Below are 18,366 nucleotides of genomic sequence, written 5' to 3' on the forward strand. Positions count from 1 at the left end.
GAAACCCATTACCTGTTATGAAAACCCTTTTTGTGACCTTGCTGAGTCTGGTGACCCTTCTGGCCCGGGGGCAGGGCGGTTATGATTACAATCTCCCCCTGAAAATCGAAGGGAACATATCCGGGGCCACCAACACCAACGATAAGAGTATGTATCCGCGAAACTTTTTCCCGTTCGAAGTAAAGAAACAGGGCATCGGTTTCGGGGATACGCTCAAGGTCCGGCTTTCGGACATCGACCCCCCCGTGAAGGATCTACTGATCGAAATCGAGTTGTGTTACGGTAATTGTTACTCCAACCTGCGGTCTTCCGGCAAAAAGACGAAAGGCGACCTGCTGATTTCGGAGAGTCTCCAAAACCTGAAGGACAATACGCTTTCGATTCCTATTACCTACGAATCCGAGGTAAAAGACGAACTGGACAACAACCGGACCAAGCTCCGGGACAATACGAGTCTGGAGGTCATATTCGTCAGTATCAAGAACGGGACCCGCTCCCAGGTCAAATACCGGGTGGAGGTCGATCTGATCAAAAAGCCGGTCGAAGTCAGCGAGTACCGGACGCCCGAAATCTACCTGCCCAATCTTCAGGGGGCCAAATACCACGCGCTGCTGATCGGGGTCAACAATTACCGGGACCCGTCCCTTCAGCTGAGGAACCCGAAGAGCGACGTCCTGAAGCTGGAGAAGATCCTGCGGGAAAAGTATGAGTTCAGCACGATCACCCGGATGATCGATCCGACGAAGAAAGCCCTGAAGGATACGCTGGCGGCCTATGCCTACAAGCTGTTCCGCGACGACAACCTGCTGATCTTCTTTGCCGGCCACGGAGCGCAGTCGGACCGGGGCATGGGGGTCTGGGCGCTCCAGGACGCCCGAAACGGTGATTTCGACAGTTATTTTTCCAACGAATCCCTGATTTCCCTGCTCAAGTTTCTGACGGTCCAGCACCTGCTGGTCGTGACGGACGCCTGCTACGGCTCCGGGCTGATCCAGAGCCGGCAGTACGGTGCCGACGATAAGGACGTGGCGCTGTATGGGCAACTATACGGCCAGCGCAGCCGTAAGGTCCTGAGTAGCAGCCACCTCGCCGAGATCCCCGACAGCAGCGCCTTCATCAATTACTTTGTCCGGAGGCTGACCGAAAATGAGGAAGAATACCTGACGGCCGAGGAACTGTTCGAGTCCGTGAAGCTGCCTATCCACAACCGCACGGCGGGGAAGCAGACGCCGAAATTCGGCGACCTGCTGGGCCTGCCGGCCGGAAACGGGGCCTTTCTGTTTCGGCGGAAAAACGCGGCCAGCCCCCCGCCACTCGTGTTGGTCGGGAACGGCAGCGGTGCCGAGACTCCGTACAAGCCCGACAACGACATCCTCGACGTGCCCTACATCCGGGTCCTGAACGTCGACCGCGTCACCGGCTCCACCACCCGCGGCCTCAACAAAGGCATGCCCGAAACCGGCGCCCGGATCAAGAACTCGGAGAACAAAAAGATCGACATCCAGTATCAGAATCCCAACGGGGAATGGAGAACGGAATTTGTCGGGGGCGGGGAATCGCTCATGATCACCTTCGACCGGGCGCGGCTCAACATCCGCATCCGGAACGGGGCCCAGGAGCGGAAACAGATACTTGACCGGGGCTATATGTACAAGGTCAGCACCAACCCGGCCACCGGCACGCTCGACGTGCAGGCGTCGATCCGGTAAGTGAAAAAAAATTACTTTTTTCAAACAATCCCGAAAGCCGGCGAGTTATGGTAGTGTAAGTTGCTTCCTGCAGAATACTTGAAACGTATTTGTTACAATTAAAACTGCTACTAAGCAACGAATAAAAAGCCGGGTGACTCAGGTCGTCCGGCTTTCTTTTTGGCCCCAACGGGCCGGATCACGAAGCGCTCCCGGATCAGGTAGGGCCTTTTTTCCCCGCATTCCGACGAACGGAGGCCGTTACGTACACCAGCCCCGTCAAAGCCGGCACGGAAAAGCTCCGGTAAAAGAACACCACCAGGCTCTTCAGATACGCTCCGGTTTCAAATACGTCGGTGTACACCTTCAAAACCCCGGTGAGGCACAGCCACAGAGACAAGGTCAGGAGGATGTAATGGACGACCTTCTTTTTCCGTGGTTTTGAAACCAGGTAGTTTTCGTGAACGGCCAGATTCATCAACACCAGATAAATAATGGAAGCCTGCATCAGAAAGACGGCCAGCGGCCCTTCCTGAACGGGATGGACGTGTGAATCGGAGTGGTCGATGAAGCCCAGCGCTTCAAAACTGACCAGCAGCAGCCCAAGCGTTTGAAGTACGGTATTTTTGTTCATACGGGTAAATGGTTGAGTTGTGATAAATCAGAAGAAAACCGGTTGAAAAAGAACTCGAAATCTGTAGAACCAAGATATTAAATTCATTTCGCAAAAAGCAAGTTTTTAGCAATATTATTTTGTTATTCCGTATATAGTTACTAATTAATTTTAATAAATATATCATTTTTAAAATTTTATTCTGACGACGCGTGATAAATTTTTAAATAAATCCGGGTAAAATGACCGGCCGGCGGTTTTTATCATGATAAAAATATTTGAAGAAATAAATTAACATCGATAAGTTTAAAGGGTAGCTCCTTTTGAGCACGATTGACTTTCTCTTTCCTTCCCTTACGCATGATTCAATCGGCACAAAGTACCGGAAGTGATTCTGTCCACCCTTATACGGAAAATGATCTGGAGGCTGCCCTGAAGGGGTTTGATCTGACGGAACTCCGCCAGCTGGCGGTTTACACAAAAAACCGGCTCCGCGCTCAGGGGAGCCGGTTCAGGGACGTAAAAAAACAAATCGACGCGTTGAAGATCCGCTCCCTGAGCGGCCCAACCATTGAAAGGCTGACCCAGCCGTTTCCGAGCCACCAGCATCAGGAGTCCCAGTTTCACGAACTGTTCCAGGCCTTCCTCCGAACGGAGAACGTTCAGATCCGGCGGGCCGTCGGGGCCGGGCCGGTGGAATTGCTGGTTTCGATTCAGGGCGTAGAGCAGCCTCCGTTCCGCTTCCAGGAAATTAAGGAGCAGGAAACCGTTCATTATCAGTGCTTCTATTATAACATTCACAAGAGACGGGTATTGAGCGGACGGCTGACGCTGTCCAAAAAAGGCAACGGGGCCGCGCTCGAACTCCCGGACAAGGTGAACAATGCCGACCCGGCCACCCATCCGGAAGCATCCGGGAAGCCGGGCGCCGGGGAACGGTTTGAAGGAAAATGGCAGGCAAAGGACTCTTCCACGGTGTTCGTGGACCTGATCCAGTCGGAGCGCTCCCGAAACCGGAACCGCATCGACCTGATTCTGTCCGGCGGCCCCACCCAGGTGTTTGCCGGCGTAGCGGCTGCTCCTTTTTCCCTGAACGATCCCCACTCGTTTCTGCTCGGCACCTTCTCCACGCTGTATACGCTGCCGAAAGAATACGGGGCCGTTCCGAGTGTCGGCCTGATGCTCCTGAAACCCGGCTCCGCTTCCAGCGAAACCAAAGACGCCGACTTACAGCAGATCAGTTATTTTCTCTCCCGGAAGGTGATTGCCCCTCCCGATGAGGAAACGACGGTGAAGATTTTAAACGGATGGGCGCAACTCGCCGGGCTGACGGGCCATTACCTCGGGTACTATATAAATACGAGCGGGGGAGAACTGCACCGGTTTTCTTTGACTATCGATGCTTCCGGCAGGGCCTCCCTGAATCTGCCGGCCGACGAAAAGCCGGAAGAAGCCACCTCCCCCGAAGAGCAAGACCAGCAGGTCGATGCCCCCTCCCGGTTCATCAACGGCCAGGTCCGGATCATCGGGAATTACAACCAGCTTCTTTCGCTGCATTTCGATTTCCAGCGAATGCTGGATCAATACCGTTTTCGGTTTCTGTTTAAAATTGGTCCGGCCGGGGGCTGGCACTGGGGGCACGGCAGCGGCCTCGGAAACGACAAATCCCAGCCGATCATTACCAGCCGGACGGCCATCCGCCGGGTTGGCGAACCGGTAGAACCCGTCATTTTCCCCCTAAGCGGCAAGGCAGATTTTGAGATAGCGACGGGAGAAGACAGTGCGAAACTGCTCGATTTCTTCGTGGGTGAAACCGAGCAGCACCTGACCGAGGCCATGACGGTGGCCCGGCTGAAAGGAACGGTTTACAAAACCGGCCATCAGGCACCGCGGTTTACCGGCCTTTTCCGGCTCTATTCACTGGAGCGTCGATGGATCCGTGATCCTAAAAAAAACGTCAACATCCGACGGTATCTCATCGTCAAGTATCCGTTTCGAATTGACGAGACCGGCACCGCCTGGATCGGGTTCTCGAAAGATTCCGATCCTGTGGAAACCCAGGATCTTCAATGGGGGGACCATTACCTGGCCGTTACCTTCCGCATGAACGACGGCTCTCCGATCCCCGGTACGAAAACCGATTACATTCAGTTTGTTTTCTGGTATCAGTCCGCGTCCCCCGAAGACCTCACGAAACTGATGGGGCTCTCCATCCGTCGGGGCAATGCTCCCGAAGCCCGGGTCGAACTCCTGATGGATTACCCGTCGGCCCAGCCGCCGGCCCCGACCGACCGGAATTATCCCTTCGGCGATCTTACGTACGAAGACGTCATCACCGATACGACCGACACCACGTATCAGGAGTGGACCGATCCGGAGGAAAACCCGGACAAATTAATGATAATCAACTATTTATCTGGAAAAATCAATCGCCTGATCCTGTTGCCGGTCGACACCGTGACGCAGAAAAATCTCCAGCTTCGCCAGAAAGAACACCGCCGAATCTATTTTTTTCAGGCCTGTTATCAGGCCATGCGCGGACATAACCCCTCCGCCGTCATTGATTCGCTGATCCGGGCCCACCGGCACGGCTTCGGAACCGACGAGGACGATATTCAGCTCCTGGAAAAGGAACTGGTCCTTTTTAAAGCCGAATACCTGGAAAAGACCATCAATCAGTTGTGGCCGGGCGTCGGCGCATTTTAACCGATCAGGCATCAAAAAGCCGGACGACTCAGGTCGTCCGGCTTTCTTTTTTGTGTTTTGTCTCACTTCCTGACCACCGGAAACTGCGAAATCCGGAGGTTCGTGCAGCCGTAGGGAATCAGGGTGATTTCCTCCAACTCGGGGGCCGTTTCCAGCTGGTAGGTGATGCTGTACGGAATCGGGCCGGTCATTTCGTTGTACAGACCCCACGACGGGATGCGCCGGGCCCGGGTCCGGATGAGCAGCGGGGCGCTCTCCGGGTTCCAGGGAAAGTCGGAGACCGGCCGGGCCTTTTCCACCCGGAAGGCTTCGTTCAGTTGGTCGTCGGGCACCTGAATCAGGGCGTAATTCCAGGGGGTCGTCGGGCGGATTTCCTCATAGGTAGCGCCGTAGTCGATGGGGTCCTTTTCGTTTTTCACGGGCCGGGCCGATTCGCCGAGTTTCAGGGCGTAGGTAAGCGGCCCGCGCTCGACGGAAACCGAGTTCTCGTACCAGGTGTTTCTGAACAGGTGCATCGGCAGTTCCAGCTCCACGACGTCCCCGGACTGCCAGGCCCGCTCCACTTTCACGAGCTGATTGCCGGGCGCTTCCTTCCAGACCTTTCCGTTGATTTTCACCGACCCTTTCCGGCACCAGCCGGGAATCCGGAGGTGAAACGGAAACGACACGGCTTTTCCGCCGGTCTCCACATTCACCGTGAACCGGATGGTCTCCCCGAACGGATACCCGGTTTCTTCCTTCACCGAAACCGGGATGCCCTTCCCGACCGTCGTTTTCACCTCGCTGGGCGAGTAGACCAGAGCCGCCACCCCGCCGTCGGGGGTGGCATACCACAGATTCTGCACGAATTTCGGCCAGCCCTGGTGCATATTGGAGGTGCAGCAGGGATAACCGGACAGCAGCCCGAAGCAGAGGTCCGTCCCGCCGTGGTTGACGTCGAAGTTGCGGATGTGGCGGGTCGCCATCACCTGATTGGCCTGCTGAAAGTACTGGCGGGTCATGAAGTCGTCGGAGACCTGGGCGGGCAGGGCGTTGAAGGCCACCTTTTCGAGCTGGTCGGCATAGGCCGGGTCGCCGGTGACGGCCAGGATGGTTTCCAGCGAGAACATCATCTCCACGGCCGAGCACAGTTCGGAGCCCTGGGTCGGGTTGTTGCCGTGCAGGGCCTCGTCGCCCCCATACAGCCCGTGGGCCATGCCGTTGAACTTCCGCAGGTCGGCAAAGCCTTTCCGGGTGGCGTCGAGGTATTTTTTGTCGGGATGATGCTGGTAATACACGGCCGGTGCCTTGATGCCCTGCGCCAGGTTGACGCAGTGGATGCTGCCGGGCCGGGCGAGCAGGTCGGTATTCAGGAAGGCGTCCGTATAATCGAAGGTCTGCCGGTGGATGAGGTCGCCGAGGTCGAGCAGAAACCGGTCACCCGTGATGTTATACAGCCAGTAGACCACCATCAGGTTGTCGGCCCCGCGGTAACGCGCCCAGAAGGTCCAGTGATCCAGCGGTTTCTGCGGCAGTTCCTTCAGCTGATACCGGAAATAGTTCGTCATCAGCCGGATCACGCGCGGGTCGCCGGAGGCCGAATAATATTGCTTCAGGATCTTCAGCATCACCATCTTAGGCCACCAGTCGCGGCTGTTGTTGCGCTGGATGCCCGGCTCGGGGCCATAGTCTTTGGAAGGTCCGAAATAGCCGTCGGGCTGCTGGCTGGCGATGGCCCACTCCACCCACGGTTTGGTTTTGGCGATGAGTTCGGGATCGTCGAGAAGGTAGGCCAGCGGCAGCAGGCCGTCGATCCAGTAGGGGCCGCGTTCCCACTGATCGCCGTCGCCCCCCAGCCAGCCGTTCCGCTGATTCATCACCAGCGGATACAGCTGATCCAGCCGGCCGGTGGCGCCGGTCTTCTGGCGCAGCAGCATCTCCCGGAGCCAGCCCTGCGGCCGGATGGCGCCCAGCGGCAGTTCGATGAACGGATTGGGACGAAGCGGTGCCCGGCTGCCCCGCGGAACTTCCGTTGGTGCCGGGCGGGGGGTGGTTCCCTGGCCGGCCGCCGTCAGGGCAAACCCGGCCAGGAGAACGAATAGCGTCATTCTTTCTTTCATGCAGCCAAAAGGCGGAATACCGGCGTTTCCTACCGGAAAATGCCGCGAAACGGACGTTTACGAAGCGGAGGCTTCCTGCACGGGTTCTCCGGTCAGTTCGGGCAGGGTGATGATGAAGGTCGTGCCCTGATTGACCTGGCTTTCCGCCCGGATAAGTCCCTGATGCCGGCTGACGATCTTCCTGCAGATGGACAGGCCGATGCCGGTGCCTTCGTATTCCTTGCTGCTGTGCAGCCGTTTGAAAGCGGTGAAGATGGATTCGGCGTGGCCCATATCGAAGCCGATGCCGTTGTCGCGGACGTAGATGCGGTGAAAAAACTGAACGGGCCGGTTCTCCTTAAGGTCCAGTACGTCCTCCGCGTCGACGGTTTCGCAGAAAATCTCCACTTCGGGGCTGACGTCTTTCCGCCGGAACTTGATGGAGTTGCTGATCAGGTTCTGGAACAGCTGGGAAAACTGCATCGACACGCCCCAGACGCGGGGCAGTTCGCCGACGCGGATCCGGGCGCCGTGGCTCTGCACTTCCTCTTCCATCTCGGACAGCAGTTCCTTCACCACCGTGTTCAGATCGACGACCTGAAAGTTGTCGGGCGCGTGGGTGGTGCGCGAGAACTGGAGGATGCTCCGGATCAGCTCGCGCATCCGGATGGCCGAATACCGGATGCGCTCCAGGCTGGAATCCACTTCGGGGGCCAGCCGGCCGAACAGCGTGTGGTGTACGTGCTCGGTATAGAGCAGGATTTTACGGAGCGGTTCCTGAAGGTCGTGGGAGGCCACGTAGGCGAAGCGGTCGAGTTCTTCGTTGATGGCGTTCAGCTGCTGGTTGTTCTGTACGAGCTGGTTGTTCAGCTCCCGGACCCGGCGCTCGGACGCTTTCCGTTCCTCCACTTCCTTCTCCAGGCTGGCGTTGATCGTCCGCAATTCCCGCTCCTGGGCCATCAGTTTGTTCCGCTGCTGGAACAGCTCGACGAAAACACCTACCTTATAGCGCAGCAGCTGCGGATTGATCGGCTTATAGATGAAGTCGACGGCGCCCATCCGGTAGCCCTGCACCATGCCCTCCTCGTCCTTGTCGAAGGCGGTGATGAAGATGATCGGGATGTTGCGAAGCTTTTCGCGCTGGTAGATCAGTTCAGCCGTCTCGATGCCGCTCATGCCGGGCATCCGGACGTCCATCAAAATCAGGGTAAAATCACTCTGGTTCAGGAGAATCTTCAATGCATTCGTCCCGGAATTGGCCTTTACGATCCTGTAGTTGTCTTTGTCCAGAATGGTCTCGATCGAGAGGAGGTTATCCTCCCGATCGTCGACCACCAGGATTTTCACTTCGCTTTGGGTTTCCATTCAGGCCGGATCATTTATAAAGCCAGATTCTCATCAGAGACATCAGCTGATCAATTTTGACAGGTTTGGTAATGTAATCCGACGCGCCGGCGTCGATGCATTTCTCCCGGTCGCCCTTCATGGCCTTGGCCGTTACGGCGATGATCGGCAGGTTGTTGTTCTTGTGTTCGCGCCGGATCTTCCGGGTGGTTTCGTAGCCGTCCATTTCGGGCATCATGATGTCCATCAGCACGATGTCGATACTTTTGCTGTCGGCCAGAATGTTGATGGCTTCCTGACCGCTTTCGGCCGTGATGACGTTCAGATTGAACCGCTCGAAGGCCGTCGTCAGGGCGAACAGGTTCCGGACGTCGTCGTCGACCACCAGAATGGTTTTTCCGGAAAGCACATCCTCCTGCATCTGGAACGTCTCGATCACCCGCTGCTGGTTGGCCGACAACTCGCGCAAACTCAGGTGGTTGTGCGTCACGGTCGTTTCCAGCAGCTGCTCCAGGAAGTTTTCCTCCTTCCGGATAAACCGGTGGACATACGGCTTCAGCGCCGTCCGCTCCCGGGTCGAAACGTCCTGGTCGGCATATACCAGCACGGGCGTCAGCGGAATCTTCCGGGCGTCGATTTCGGAGACAAATTTAACACCGCCGGCATCACGAAGCACATAATTCGTCAGAACACAGTCGAACGGTTCGCTCTCCATCCTGGCGAGGGCCTCCGCCCCGGTCGCAGCGAATTCGACCTGGATGACGGGTTCGTTCGTCAGCATCCCGACGATGCCGTCCGCCAGCCCGGCGTCGCTCTCGACCAGCAGGATGCGTTTGTTCCGGCGTTCGTTGAACCCGATGATGTCGGCGATGAGCATTTCGAGGTCTTCGTTCCGGAGCGGTTTCAGCTGGAAGCTGCGGGCGCCCCGCTGCATCGCCAGCAGGCGGTTTTCCTCCCCCGACACGAGGTGGACCGGAATGTGACGGAAGTTGGGGTCGTTCTTGAACATGTCCAGAATCCGCCAGCCGCTGGCGTCGGGCAGCTTGACGTCCAGCGTCACGGCAATCGGGTTGTATTTGCTGGTCAGGCTCAGCACCTCGCTGAACGAGGCCGCCACGACGACCTTCAGGCCCTTTTCGTGGGATTTCTCCATCATGATCCGCGCAAACCGGAGGTCGTCCTCCACCACCAGCACGACGCGGTCGTTGAGGCCGATGATGTTGCGGTCGTCGCCGGTTTCGTTCAGGATTTCGTTGATGTTTTCGATATCCCGTTCAGGCAGCTTGACGGTCGGCACCGACTGGATGGGCGCATCCGTATCGTCCTGTTCCAGATGGTATTCGCTGATGGTGATGGTTTTGGCGATCCCGGCCGGCTTTTCCTTCTTGAGGTCGGAGGGATTGTAGTCGATCGGCAGGAAGAGCGTGAAGGTGCTGCCCTGGCCCGGTTCGCTCACCAGTTCGATGGAACCGCCCAGCAGTTCGGCCAGCCCGCGGCTGATGGACAGGCCCAGGCCGGTGCCGCCGTATTTGCGGCTGGTCGAGCCCTCGGCCTGCTGGAAGGCTTCAAAAATGATGTTCTGCTTGTCTTTGGAAATCCCGATCCCGGTGTCGGTGATCTCGAAGGCCACCACTTTCTCGGCCTTGTCGAGGATCGGGTTGCCGCGTCGCCATTTGCGGTCGGCCTGGAAGATCCGCAGCCGGACTTCGCCCTTGTCGGTAAATTTGAAGGCGTTGGACAGCAGGTTTTTCAGGATCTGGTTCAGGCGCTGGGCGTCGGTTTCGAGGCTCTCCGGCAGGTTGTCGTCCATGTCGATGCTGAACCGCAGGTTCTTGCTGTCGGAGATGTGCTTGAAGGTGGTTTCCACGAAGGTCGAAATCTCGCGGAAGCGCACTTTCCCGAAATCGGTGGAGATGTAACCCGACTCGATCTTCGACAGGTCGAGGATGTCGTTGATGAGCTGGATGAGGTCATCCCCGCAGCTGTGGATGGTCTTGGCGTACCGCACCTGCTTCTCGCTCAGGTTGCCTTCGCGGTTTTCGTAGAGCTGCTGCGCCAGGATCAGCAGCGAGTTGAGCGGAGTCCGCAGTTCGTGCGACATGTTGGCGAGGAACTCCGACTTGTATTTCGAAGTCAGCTGGAGCTGCTCGGCTTTTTCTTCGAGCGAGCTGCGGGCTTCTTCCACCTCCTTGTTCTTGGCTTCCACCTCCTCTTTCTGTTTGACGAGCAGGTGCGCCTTGTCCTGGAGTTCTTCGTTGGTCCGGCGCAGCTCCTCGGTCAGCGACTGCGACTGGGCGAGAAGTTCCTCCGTCCGGGAGTTGGTTTCGATGGTGTTCAGTACGATCCCGATACTTTCCGTCAGCTGGCCGAGGAAGTCGAGGTGAATGTCGCTGAACGGCTCGAACGAGGCCAGTTCGATCACGGCCTTGATCTCGGTTTCGAACAATACCGGCAGAACGATCACGTTCTTGGGCCGGGACTCGCCCAGACCGGACTTGATCTTGATGTAGTTGCGCGGCACGTTCGAGAGCAGAATCCGCTCCTTTTCGACCGCCACCTGACCCACCAGCCCTTCACCCATCGCAATTTCGCTGCCGATGCTGATTTCCTGATGGTAGGCGTAGGCCGAGAACAGCTTGAGCTTCTTGTTCTGAAGGTTTTCGTCCTGCTCCAGGATGTAGAACATCCCCTGCTGGGCGTTGACCACCTGCGCCAGCTCCGACAGAATCCGCCGGGTTACGGTGTGGAGGTCTTTCTGACCCTGGAGCATCTGGGTCAGTTTCGCCAGGTTGGATTTGAGCCAGTCCTGTTCCTGGTTGCGGAGGGTGGTTTCGCGCAGGTTGGCGATCATCTGGTTGATCGTATCCTTCAGCTCTTCCACCTCGCCCTTGGCTTCGACCCGGATGGTTCGGGTCAGGTCACCCTTCGTTACGGCGGAGGCCACTTCGGAAATGGCCCGCACCTGGGTGGTGAGGTTCTCGGCGAGCTGGTTCACGTTCTCCGTCAGACCCTTCCAGGTTCCGGAAGCGCCCGGCACGCTGGCCTGTCCGCCGAGCCGCCCGTTCACCCCTACCTCGCGGGCCACGGTGGTTACCTGATCGGCAAAGACCGCCAGGGTATCGATCATCTCGTTGATGGTGTCGGTCAGCTGGGCCACCTCCCCGCGCGACACGATGGACAGCTTCTGTTTCAGGTTCCCGGTCGCCACGGCCGTCACGACCTTCGCAATCCCCCGCACCTGATTGGTGAGGTTGGAGGCCATCATGTTGACGGAGTCGGTCAGGTCTTTCCAGGTTCCGGCCACGCCCTGCACCTCGGCCTGCCCGCCCAGTTTTCCTTCCGTTCCTACTTCCCGCGCCACCCGCGTCACCTCGAAGGCGAACGAGTTGAGCTGATCCACCATCGTGTTGATGGTGTTCTTGAGGTCGAAAATTTCGCCTTTTACGTCGATGGTTACTTTTTTGGAAAGGTCACCGGAGGCTACGGCTTTGGTCACCTCGGCGATATTCCGCACCTGCAGGGTCAGGTTCCCCGTCATCTGGTTCACGGAGTCCGTAAGGTCCTTCCAGGTTCCGGCCACGCCCGGCACGAACGCCTGCCCGCCCAGCTTCCCGTCGGTTCCTACCTCCCGCGCCACCCGGGTTACTTCGGAGGCAAAGGCCCGCAGCTGATCCACCATCGTGTTCAGGGTTTCCTTCAGCTGGAGGATTTCCCCGCGCACGTCGACCGTGATCTTGCGCGACATATCCCCGTTGGCAACGGCGATGGCCACGTCGGCGATGTTCCGCACCTGGGCCGTAAGGTTCCCGGCCATCTGGTTCACGGAGTCGGTCAGGTCCTTCCAGGTCCCCCCGACGCCCGGCACGTTGGCCTGCCCGCCGAGTTTTCCTTCCGTTCCTACCTCCCGCGCTACCCGGGTTACTTCCGATGCGAAAGCCCGCAACTGCTCCACCATCGTGTTGATGGTGTTTTTCAGTTCGAGAATTTCGCCTTTGACGTCGACCTCGATCTTGCGCGACAAGTCTCCGTTGGCGACGGCAGTGGTCACCTCGGCGATGTTCCGTACCTGGGAGGTCAGGTTGGAGGCCATCTTGTTCACCGAGTCGGTCAAGTCTTTCCACAGACCCTCCACGCCCGGCACGTCGGCCTGCCCGCCCAGCTTCCCTTCCGAACCTACCTCCCGCGCTACCCGGAACACCTCCGAACCGAAGGCGTTCAGCTGATCCACCATCGTGTTGATGGTGTTCTTCAGTTCGAGGATTTCCCCGCGCACATCCACCGTGATCTTGCGGGAAAGGTCCCCTTTCGCCACGGCGGTGGTTACTTCGGCAATGTTCCGTACCTGGCCCGTCAGGTTCGACGCCATCTGGTTCACGGAGTCGGTCAAATCCTTCCACGTACCGCCGACGCCCTGCACTTTGGCCTGTCCGCCCAGCTTCCCTTCCGAACCTACTTCGAGGGCCACCCGGGTTACTTCCGACGCGAACGAGTTCAACTGATCCACCATCGTGTTGATGGTCTTTTTCAGTTCGAGAATTTCGCCCTCGACGTTCACCGTAATCTTCTTGGAAAGGTCACCGTTGGCGACGGCGGTGGTCACTTCCGCAATATTTCGTACCTGGGCCGTCAGGTTGGAACCCATCTGGTTCACGGAGTCGGTCAAATCCTTCCAGGTCCCGGCCACGCCCTGCACCCTGGCCTGCCCGCCCAGCTTCCCTTCCGTCCCCACTTCGAGGGCCACCCGGGTTACTTCCGACGCAAACGAGTTCAACTGATCCACCATCCGGTTGATCACGTCCTTGATCTGGAGGATTTCGCCTTTTACATCGACGGTAATCTTCTGGGTCAAGTCGCCGTTGGCGATGGCCGTGGCCACTTTCGAGACGTCCCGCAGCTGCACCGTCAGGTTCCCCGCCAGCTGGTTGACGTTATCGGTAAGGTCTTTCCACACCCCGCCGACGCCTTTGACGGTGGCCTGTCCGCCCAGCTTTCCTTCCGAACCTACCTCCCGCGCTACCCGCGTTACCTCGGCCGAGAAGGAGTTGAGCTGATCCACCATCTGGTTGATGGTATTCTTCAATTCAAGAATTTCGCCTTTAACGTCGACAGTGATCTTGCGCGACAAGTCACCGTTCGCCACGGCGGTAGTTACCTCGGCGATGTTCCGTACCTGGGCTGTCAGGTTCCCGGCCATCTTGTTCACCGAGTCGGTCAAGTCTTTCCACAGACCCTCCACGCCCGGCACGTCGGCCTGTCCGCCCAGCTTCCCTTCCGAGCCTACCTCCCGCGCCACCCGCGTCACCTCGAAGGCGAACGAGTTCAGCTGATCCACCATCGTGTTGATGGTGTTCTTCAGTTCGAGGATTTCTCCCTTTACGTCGACGGTGATTTTGCGCGACAAGTCCCCTTTCGCTACGGCGGTGGTTACTTCGGCAATGTTCCGCACCTGGCCCGTCAGGTTCGACGCCATCTGGTTCACGGAATCCGTCAAGTCTTTCCACGTTCCGGCAACCCCCGGCACCTCGGCCTGTCCGCCCAGCTTGCCTTCCGTTCCTACTTCCCGCGCCACCCGCGTTACCTCGGCCGAGAAGGAGTTGAGCTGATCCACCATCGGGTTGATGGTATTCTTCAATTCAAGAATTTCGCCTTTAACGTCGACAGTGATCTTGCGCGACAAGTCACCGTTCGCCACGGCGGTAGTTACCTCGGCGATGTTCCGTACCTGGGCTGTCAGGTTCCCGGCCATCTTGTTCACCGAGTCGGTCAAGTCTTTCCACAGACCCTCCACGCCCGGCACGTCGGCCTGTCCGCCCAGCTTCCCTTCCGAGCCTACCTCCCGCGCCACCCGCGTCACCTCGAAGGCGAACGAGTTCAGCTGATCCACCATCGTGTTGATGGTGTTCTTCAGTTCGAGGATTTCTCCCTTTACGTCGACGGTGATTTTGCGCGACAAGTCCCCTTTCGCTACGGCGGTGGTTACTTCGGCAATGTTCCGCACCTGGCCCGTCAGGTTCGACGCCATCTGGTTCACGGAATCCGTCAAGTCTTTCCACGTTCCGGCAACCCCCGGCACCTCGGCCTGTCCGCCCAGCTTGCCTTCCGTTCCTACTTCCCGCGCCACCCGCGTTACCTCGGCCGAGAAGGAGTTGAGCTGATCCACCATCGTGTTGATGGTATTTTTCAGTTCGAGAATTTCTCCCTTTACGTCGACGGTGATTTTGCGGGAAAGGTCACCGTTGGCGACGGCGGTGGTCACCTCGGCGATGTTCCGCACCTGGCCGGTCAGGTTGGAGGCCATCCCGTTCACCGAGTCGGTCAGGTCTTTCCAGGTCCCGGCCACACCCGGCACGAACGCCTGCCCACCCAGCTTCCCTTCCGTCCCTACTTCCCGCGCCACCCGCGTTACCTCGAAGGAGAAGGAGTTGAGCTGATCCACCATCTGGTTGATCACGTCCTTGATCTGGAGGATTTCGCCTTTTACATCGACGGTGATCTTCTGGGTCAAGTCCCCGTTGGCGATGGCCGTGGCCACCTTCGAGACGTCCCGCAGCTGCACCGTCAGGTTCCCCGCCAGCTGGTTCACCGAGTCGGTGAGGTCTTTCCACACCCCGCCGGCACCTTTGACGGTGGCCTGTCCGCCCAGCTTTCCTTCCGAACCTACCTCCCGCGCCACCCGCGTTACCTCGGCCGAGAACAGGTTCAGCTGTTTCACCATGCCGTTTACTTCCCGGGCGATGCGGGCAAATTCGCCCTGCAGCACGTGGTCACCGATCTGAAGGGTCATCTCCTGCGACAGGTTCCCTTTGGCCACCGAAGAAATCACATGGGCGATTTCGATGGTCGGGTGAACAAGGTCCGAGATCAGGTCGTTGATGGCCTCGACGCTGGTACTCCACGACCCCCGGGCATTCGGCACCTCGACCCGGTGGGCCAGTTTGCCCTGCTTGCCGATGGTCTTGCTGGCGCGGGACAGCTCGAGGGTCAGCTGCTGGTTGATCGCGATGATTTCATTAAGGGTATCACAGACCTTTCCGCTGATGCCGATGCGGTCGAGAGGCATCCGAACGCTGAAGTTTCCGTTCCGGACCTCCGACAGAACGGCCAGGAGGTCGCGTTCGTCGATGGTGTCGCGATCCCTGGCGGTAGCCCGTGTCAGAAGTTCCTCAAAAGCGGCTTTGGAAAGAAAGATACCCTGCTGATGGTCATTGGCCGGCAGGGTCAGGGAGGGGGGAGCCTCCACGATTAGGGGCCCATTGACGACAGGCCCCTTGTCAGATTCATCGGTAGAAGTATAGGCACTCATGGATCAGGCGGAATAGCTTTGGAAAATGCGGAAAGTACTTAGAAAAAAAAGTTAATTCCGAACCAATAAGTAAGATTTCTCCCCAAATCCGAAAAATCACAAACGATGTGCCATATACGTGCGGTTTTTAACCTATTGAAACAAAAAACCGGACGTTTTCACATCCGGTTTTTTGTCTGATATTACTGCCCTGTAAAATCCAGCAGATCCCGGACGAAACGCTCAGGATCCTCCCAGTGAACGGCGTGACCCGTTTCCTCATAAATCAGCAGTTTCGAACCCGGAATAGCTTTTTGCAGCAGGTCCTGGTCATTCCGCAGGGCGTAAGTGTCCTTTTCACCCCAGATCACCAGCGTCGGTTTCCGGAACGCCCTCAGTCCGCTTAAATAATTGACCTTCAAAAAACTGCTCATCACCCCATACCACACGCGGGCGGGTGCCTTCATCGATTCGTCCACCACGGTTTCGAAATAGGCCGGCGGAACGGGCCGGTACAGCGTACTTTTCTGGAACTCTTCGGCGTATTTCCGATCGATGGGGTCTTTCAGGGTGGCGAGTTCCTTCACAAAGCCGGTCATCAGTTCGGTATTATAGTCGGCGAAGGCACCGACCAGCACGACCGAACGGACCAGTTCGGGATGGCGGACGGCAAAACACTGCGTAATGGTGCTGCTCATCGAGTGGCCCACGATAACGGCCTCCCCGATCCGGTGATGTTTCATGAACAGGGCCAGGTCTTCGGCAAAGTCTTCGGGCCGGAAACCGGTCAGGGGCTTGGTGGAGTTGCCGTGGCCGCGCTCACTGAGGGCGTAGGCGTGGATGGTTTTCGGAAGCAGGGGCAGCACCCGCTCGTACGAGTGCCAGGAGTCGGTGATGCCGTGCAGGAAGATGACGGGAATTCCCCCGGTATCACCCTGCTCGACATAGTGCAGCGTGATTCCGTTCGGCAATTTGGTCGACTTTTCGACGGGCCAGGCAGGGCTGCGCTCCGCGGCTGCCGGGGTGAACAGACCGGTCAGGAGGAACAGAATGAAAAGATTAAAAACCGTTTTCATGAGCTTCATTAGTATGATGTGTTGGATGGACCGCAAAATTCGCCCGCCCCGGCGGCCGGGCCAATGGTACTTTTATACTAAATCATTGAGTCGCAACCCACTGCCGCTTCCTAAAAAGTAGCCCCGCTGAAAAAAAAAAGGCAGGTTCGGGCCGGAGGATTTCAGAACTTGTCCGGGGCCGCTCCCATTCATTGCCGTTTATTCCTTTCTCAACCTCTTATGAACCCGCTCAAACCACTCGGATTCGCGCGTCGCACCCTTGCCGGGGCGCTGGTTTTTGTTTTCCTTACGGCTTCCGGCCTGGCCTTTTCCCAGCCGGCCAACCGCGATGCCGGAACTCACCCTGCCGACGTCATCACTTCCTGGCTGAACCTTCAGCTCCGGATTGTCAGAACCACCCCGGCGCCCCCGCCCTTTACGGTCCGGCGGTTCGGGTATACGGCCGTCGCCCTGTACGAGGCCCTGGCGCCGGGCATGGCGGGGTATCAGTCCATCGCTCCGCAGCTCAACGGCCTGGCGGGCCTGCCGGCGGTAACGCCCGGAGCCCGTTATCACTGGCCGGCCTGCGCCAATGCCGCCCTGGCCGCCATGAACCGGTATCTTTATCCCATGACCTCCCCGGCCAACAAAGCCGCCGTCGACTCACTCGAAGCGGCCAATACCGCCCAATACGCCGGAAACCGCCCCGCCGACGAGCTGAGCCGGTCTGTCGATTTCGGCCGGAAGATCGCAGCCGCGGTATTCGGGTGGGCCGAAGCCGACGGCAGCAACAACAACGAGACGTATGCCCTGCCGGTCGGTGAGGGCCTGTATGAACTGACTCCGCCCCGGTTTGTCCCGGCGGCCCTGCCCTACTGGGGAAAATGCCGGCCGATGCTGATGGGCAGCCTGGAAGGCGCCGACCGCGACGCCCCCATTCCCTTCTCGAAAGACCCGTCTTCGGCCTATTTCGCCCAGGCGAAGGAGGTCTTCGACCTGTCGCAGCACCTGACGCCCGACCAGAAGGCCATCGCCCTGTTCTGGGCCGATGATCCCGACGGAAAAAGTTTCGGCGGAGGGCACTGGATGGCCATCCTGAACCAAATCCTGACGGCCCGGAAACCGGCCCTGGATGCGGCCGCCATCGCCTTTGCCCGCCTGGGTATCGCCACGGCCGAAGCCGGAGTCTGTATCTTCAAGGGGAAGTACAAATACAACGGCATGCGGCCGGTCACCTACATCCGGACGGTAATGAAGCAGCCCGACTGGAGTCCGCTGATCGTGACCCCGCCCCACCCTGAATACCCTTCAGGCCATGCCCTGATTTCCGGCTCGGCGGCCCAGACGCTGGCACTTCTGTTCGGTGAAAATTATGCCTTTACGGATACCTCCTACAACTGGCTCGGCCTCGGCCCCCGGTCGTACCGGTCCTTTCAGGAAGCCGCCCAGGAAGCAGGCGACTCGCGCGTTTACGGCGGCATCCATTACCGGCACTCCTGCGACGTAAGCCTGAAAAGCGGGAAAATTATCGCCCGGAACGTGGCGGAAAAACTCAAATTCCGGCCCTGACCGATCAGCTATACTTTTGTATAGCAGGTCG

8 protein-coding genes are annotated in these 18,366 nt (G+C 58.3%); 3 read left to right on the forward strand and 5 right to left on the reverse strand.

Features of this window, described 5'->3' with window-relative positions; all coding sequences use genetic code 11:
* The first annotated feature begins 17 nt into the window (after positions 1-17).
* Entirely contained in the window at positions 18-1,709 is a 1,692-nt protein-coding gene (locus tag DX909_RS20275; protein ID WP_164851350.1) for a caspase family protein, read from the forward strand.
* Positions 1,710-1,905: 196 nt separating this feature from the next.
* On the opposite strand, the gene DX909_RS20280 is transcribed toward DX909_RS20275, so the two are convergent.
* Positions 1,906-2,322, reverse strand: a complete 417-nt coding sequence (locus DX909_RS20280; RefSeq protein ID WP_128547040.1) for a hypothetical protein — start codon at positions 2,320-2,322, stop codon at positions 1,906-1,908.
* 339 nt (positions 2,323-2,661) lie between these two features.
* Between DX909_RS20280 and DX909_RS20285 the strand changes: the two genes are divergently transcribed.
* Entirely contained in the window at positions 2,662-5,007 is a 2,346-nt protein-coding gene (locus DX909_RS20285; protein ID WP_128547041.1) for a hypothetical protein, read from the forward strand.
* A gap of 62 nt (positions 5,008-5,069) precedes the next feature.
* On the opposite strand, the gene DX909_RS20290 is transcribed toward DX909_RS20285, so the two are convergent.
* The 4 genes from DX909_RS20290 to DX909_RS20305 all read right to left on the reverse strand — a co-directional run bounded on the left by DX909_RS20290 (position 5,070) and on the right by DX909_RS20305 (position 16,787).
* On the reverse strand, positions 5,070-7,094 hold the full coding sequence (locus tag DX909_RS20290; protein ID WP_229311122.1) for a beta-L-arabinofuranosidase domain-containing protein: 2,025 nt from the start codon (positions 7,092-7,094) through the stop codon (positions 5,070-5,072).
* A gap of 69 nt (positions 7,095-7,163) precedes the next feature.
* Positions 7,164-8,450, reverse strand: coding sequence for a sensor histidine kinase (locus DX909_RS20295; protein ID WP_128547043.1), 1,287 nt, complete (start codon positions 8,448-8,450; stop codon positions 7,164-7,166).
* A gap of 10 nt (positions 8,451-8,460) precedes the next feature.
* Positions 8,461-15,732: a HAMP domain-containing protein gene (locus DX909_RS20300; protein WP_206513024.1), complete on the reverse strand. Its 7,272-nt coding sequence runs from the start codon at positions 15,730-15,732 to the stop codon at positions 8,461-8,463.
* 182 nt (positions 15,733-15,914) lie between these two features.
* On the reverse strand, positions 15,915-16,787 hold the full coding sequence (locus DX909_RS20305) for an alpha/beta fold hydrolase (protein WP_164851351.1): 873 nt from the start codon (positions 16,785-16,787) through the stop codon (positions 15,915-15,917).
* A 219-nt stretch (positions 16,788-17,006) separates the two neighbouring features.
* On the opposite strand from DX909_RS20305, the gene DX909_RS20310 reads away from it, so the two are divergent.
* Positions 17,007-18,335 carry a vanadium-dependent haloperoxidase gene (locus tag DX909_RS20310; protein WP_128547045.1) on the forward strand — a complete coding sequence of 443 codons (1,329 nt, stop codon included), beginning with the start codon at positions 17,007-17,009 and terminating at the stop codon, positions 18,333-18,335.
* The last annotated feature ends 31 nt before the right edge of the window (positions 18,336-18,366 follow it).

The organism is Larkinella soli (assembly GCF_003703975.1).
Taxonomy (GTDB): Bacteria; Bacteroidota; Bacteroidia; order Cytophagales; family Spirosomataceae; genus Larkinella; species Larkinella soli.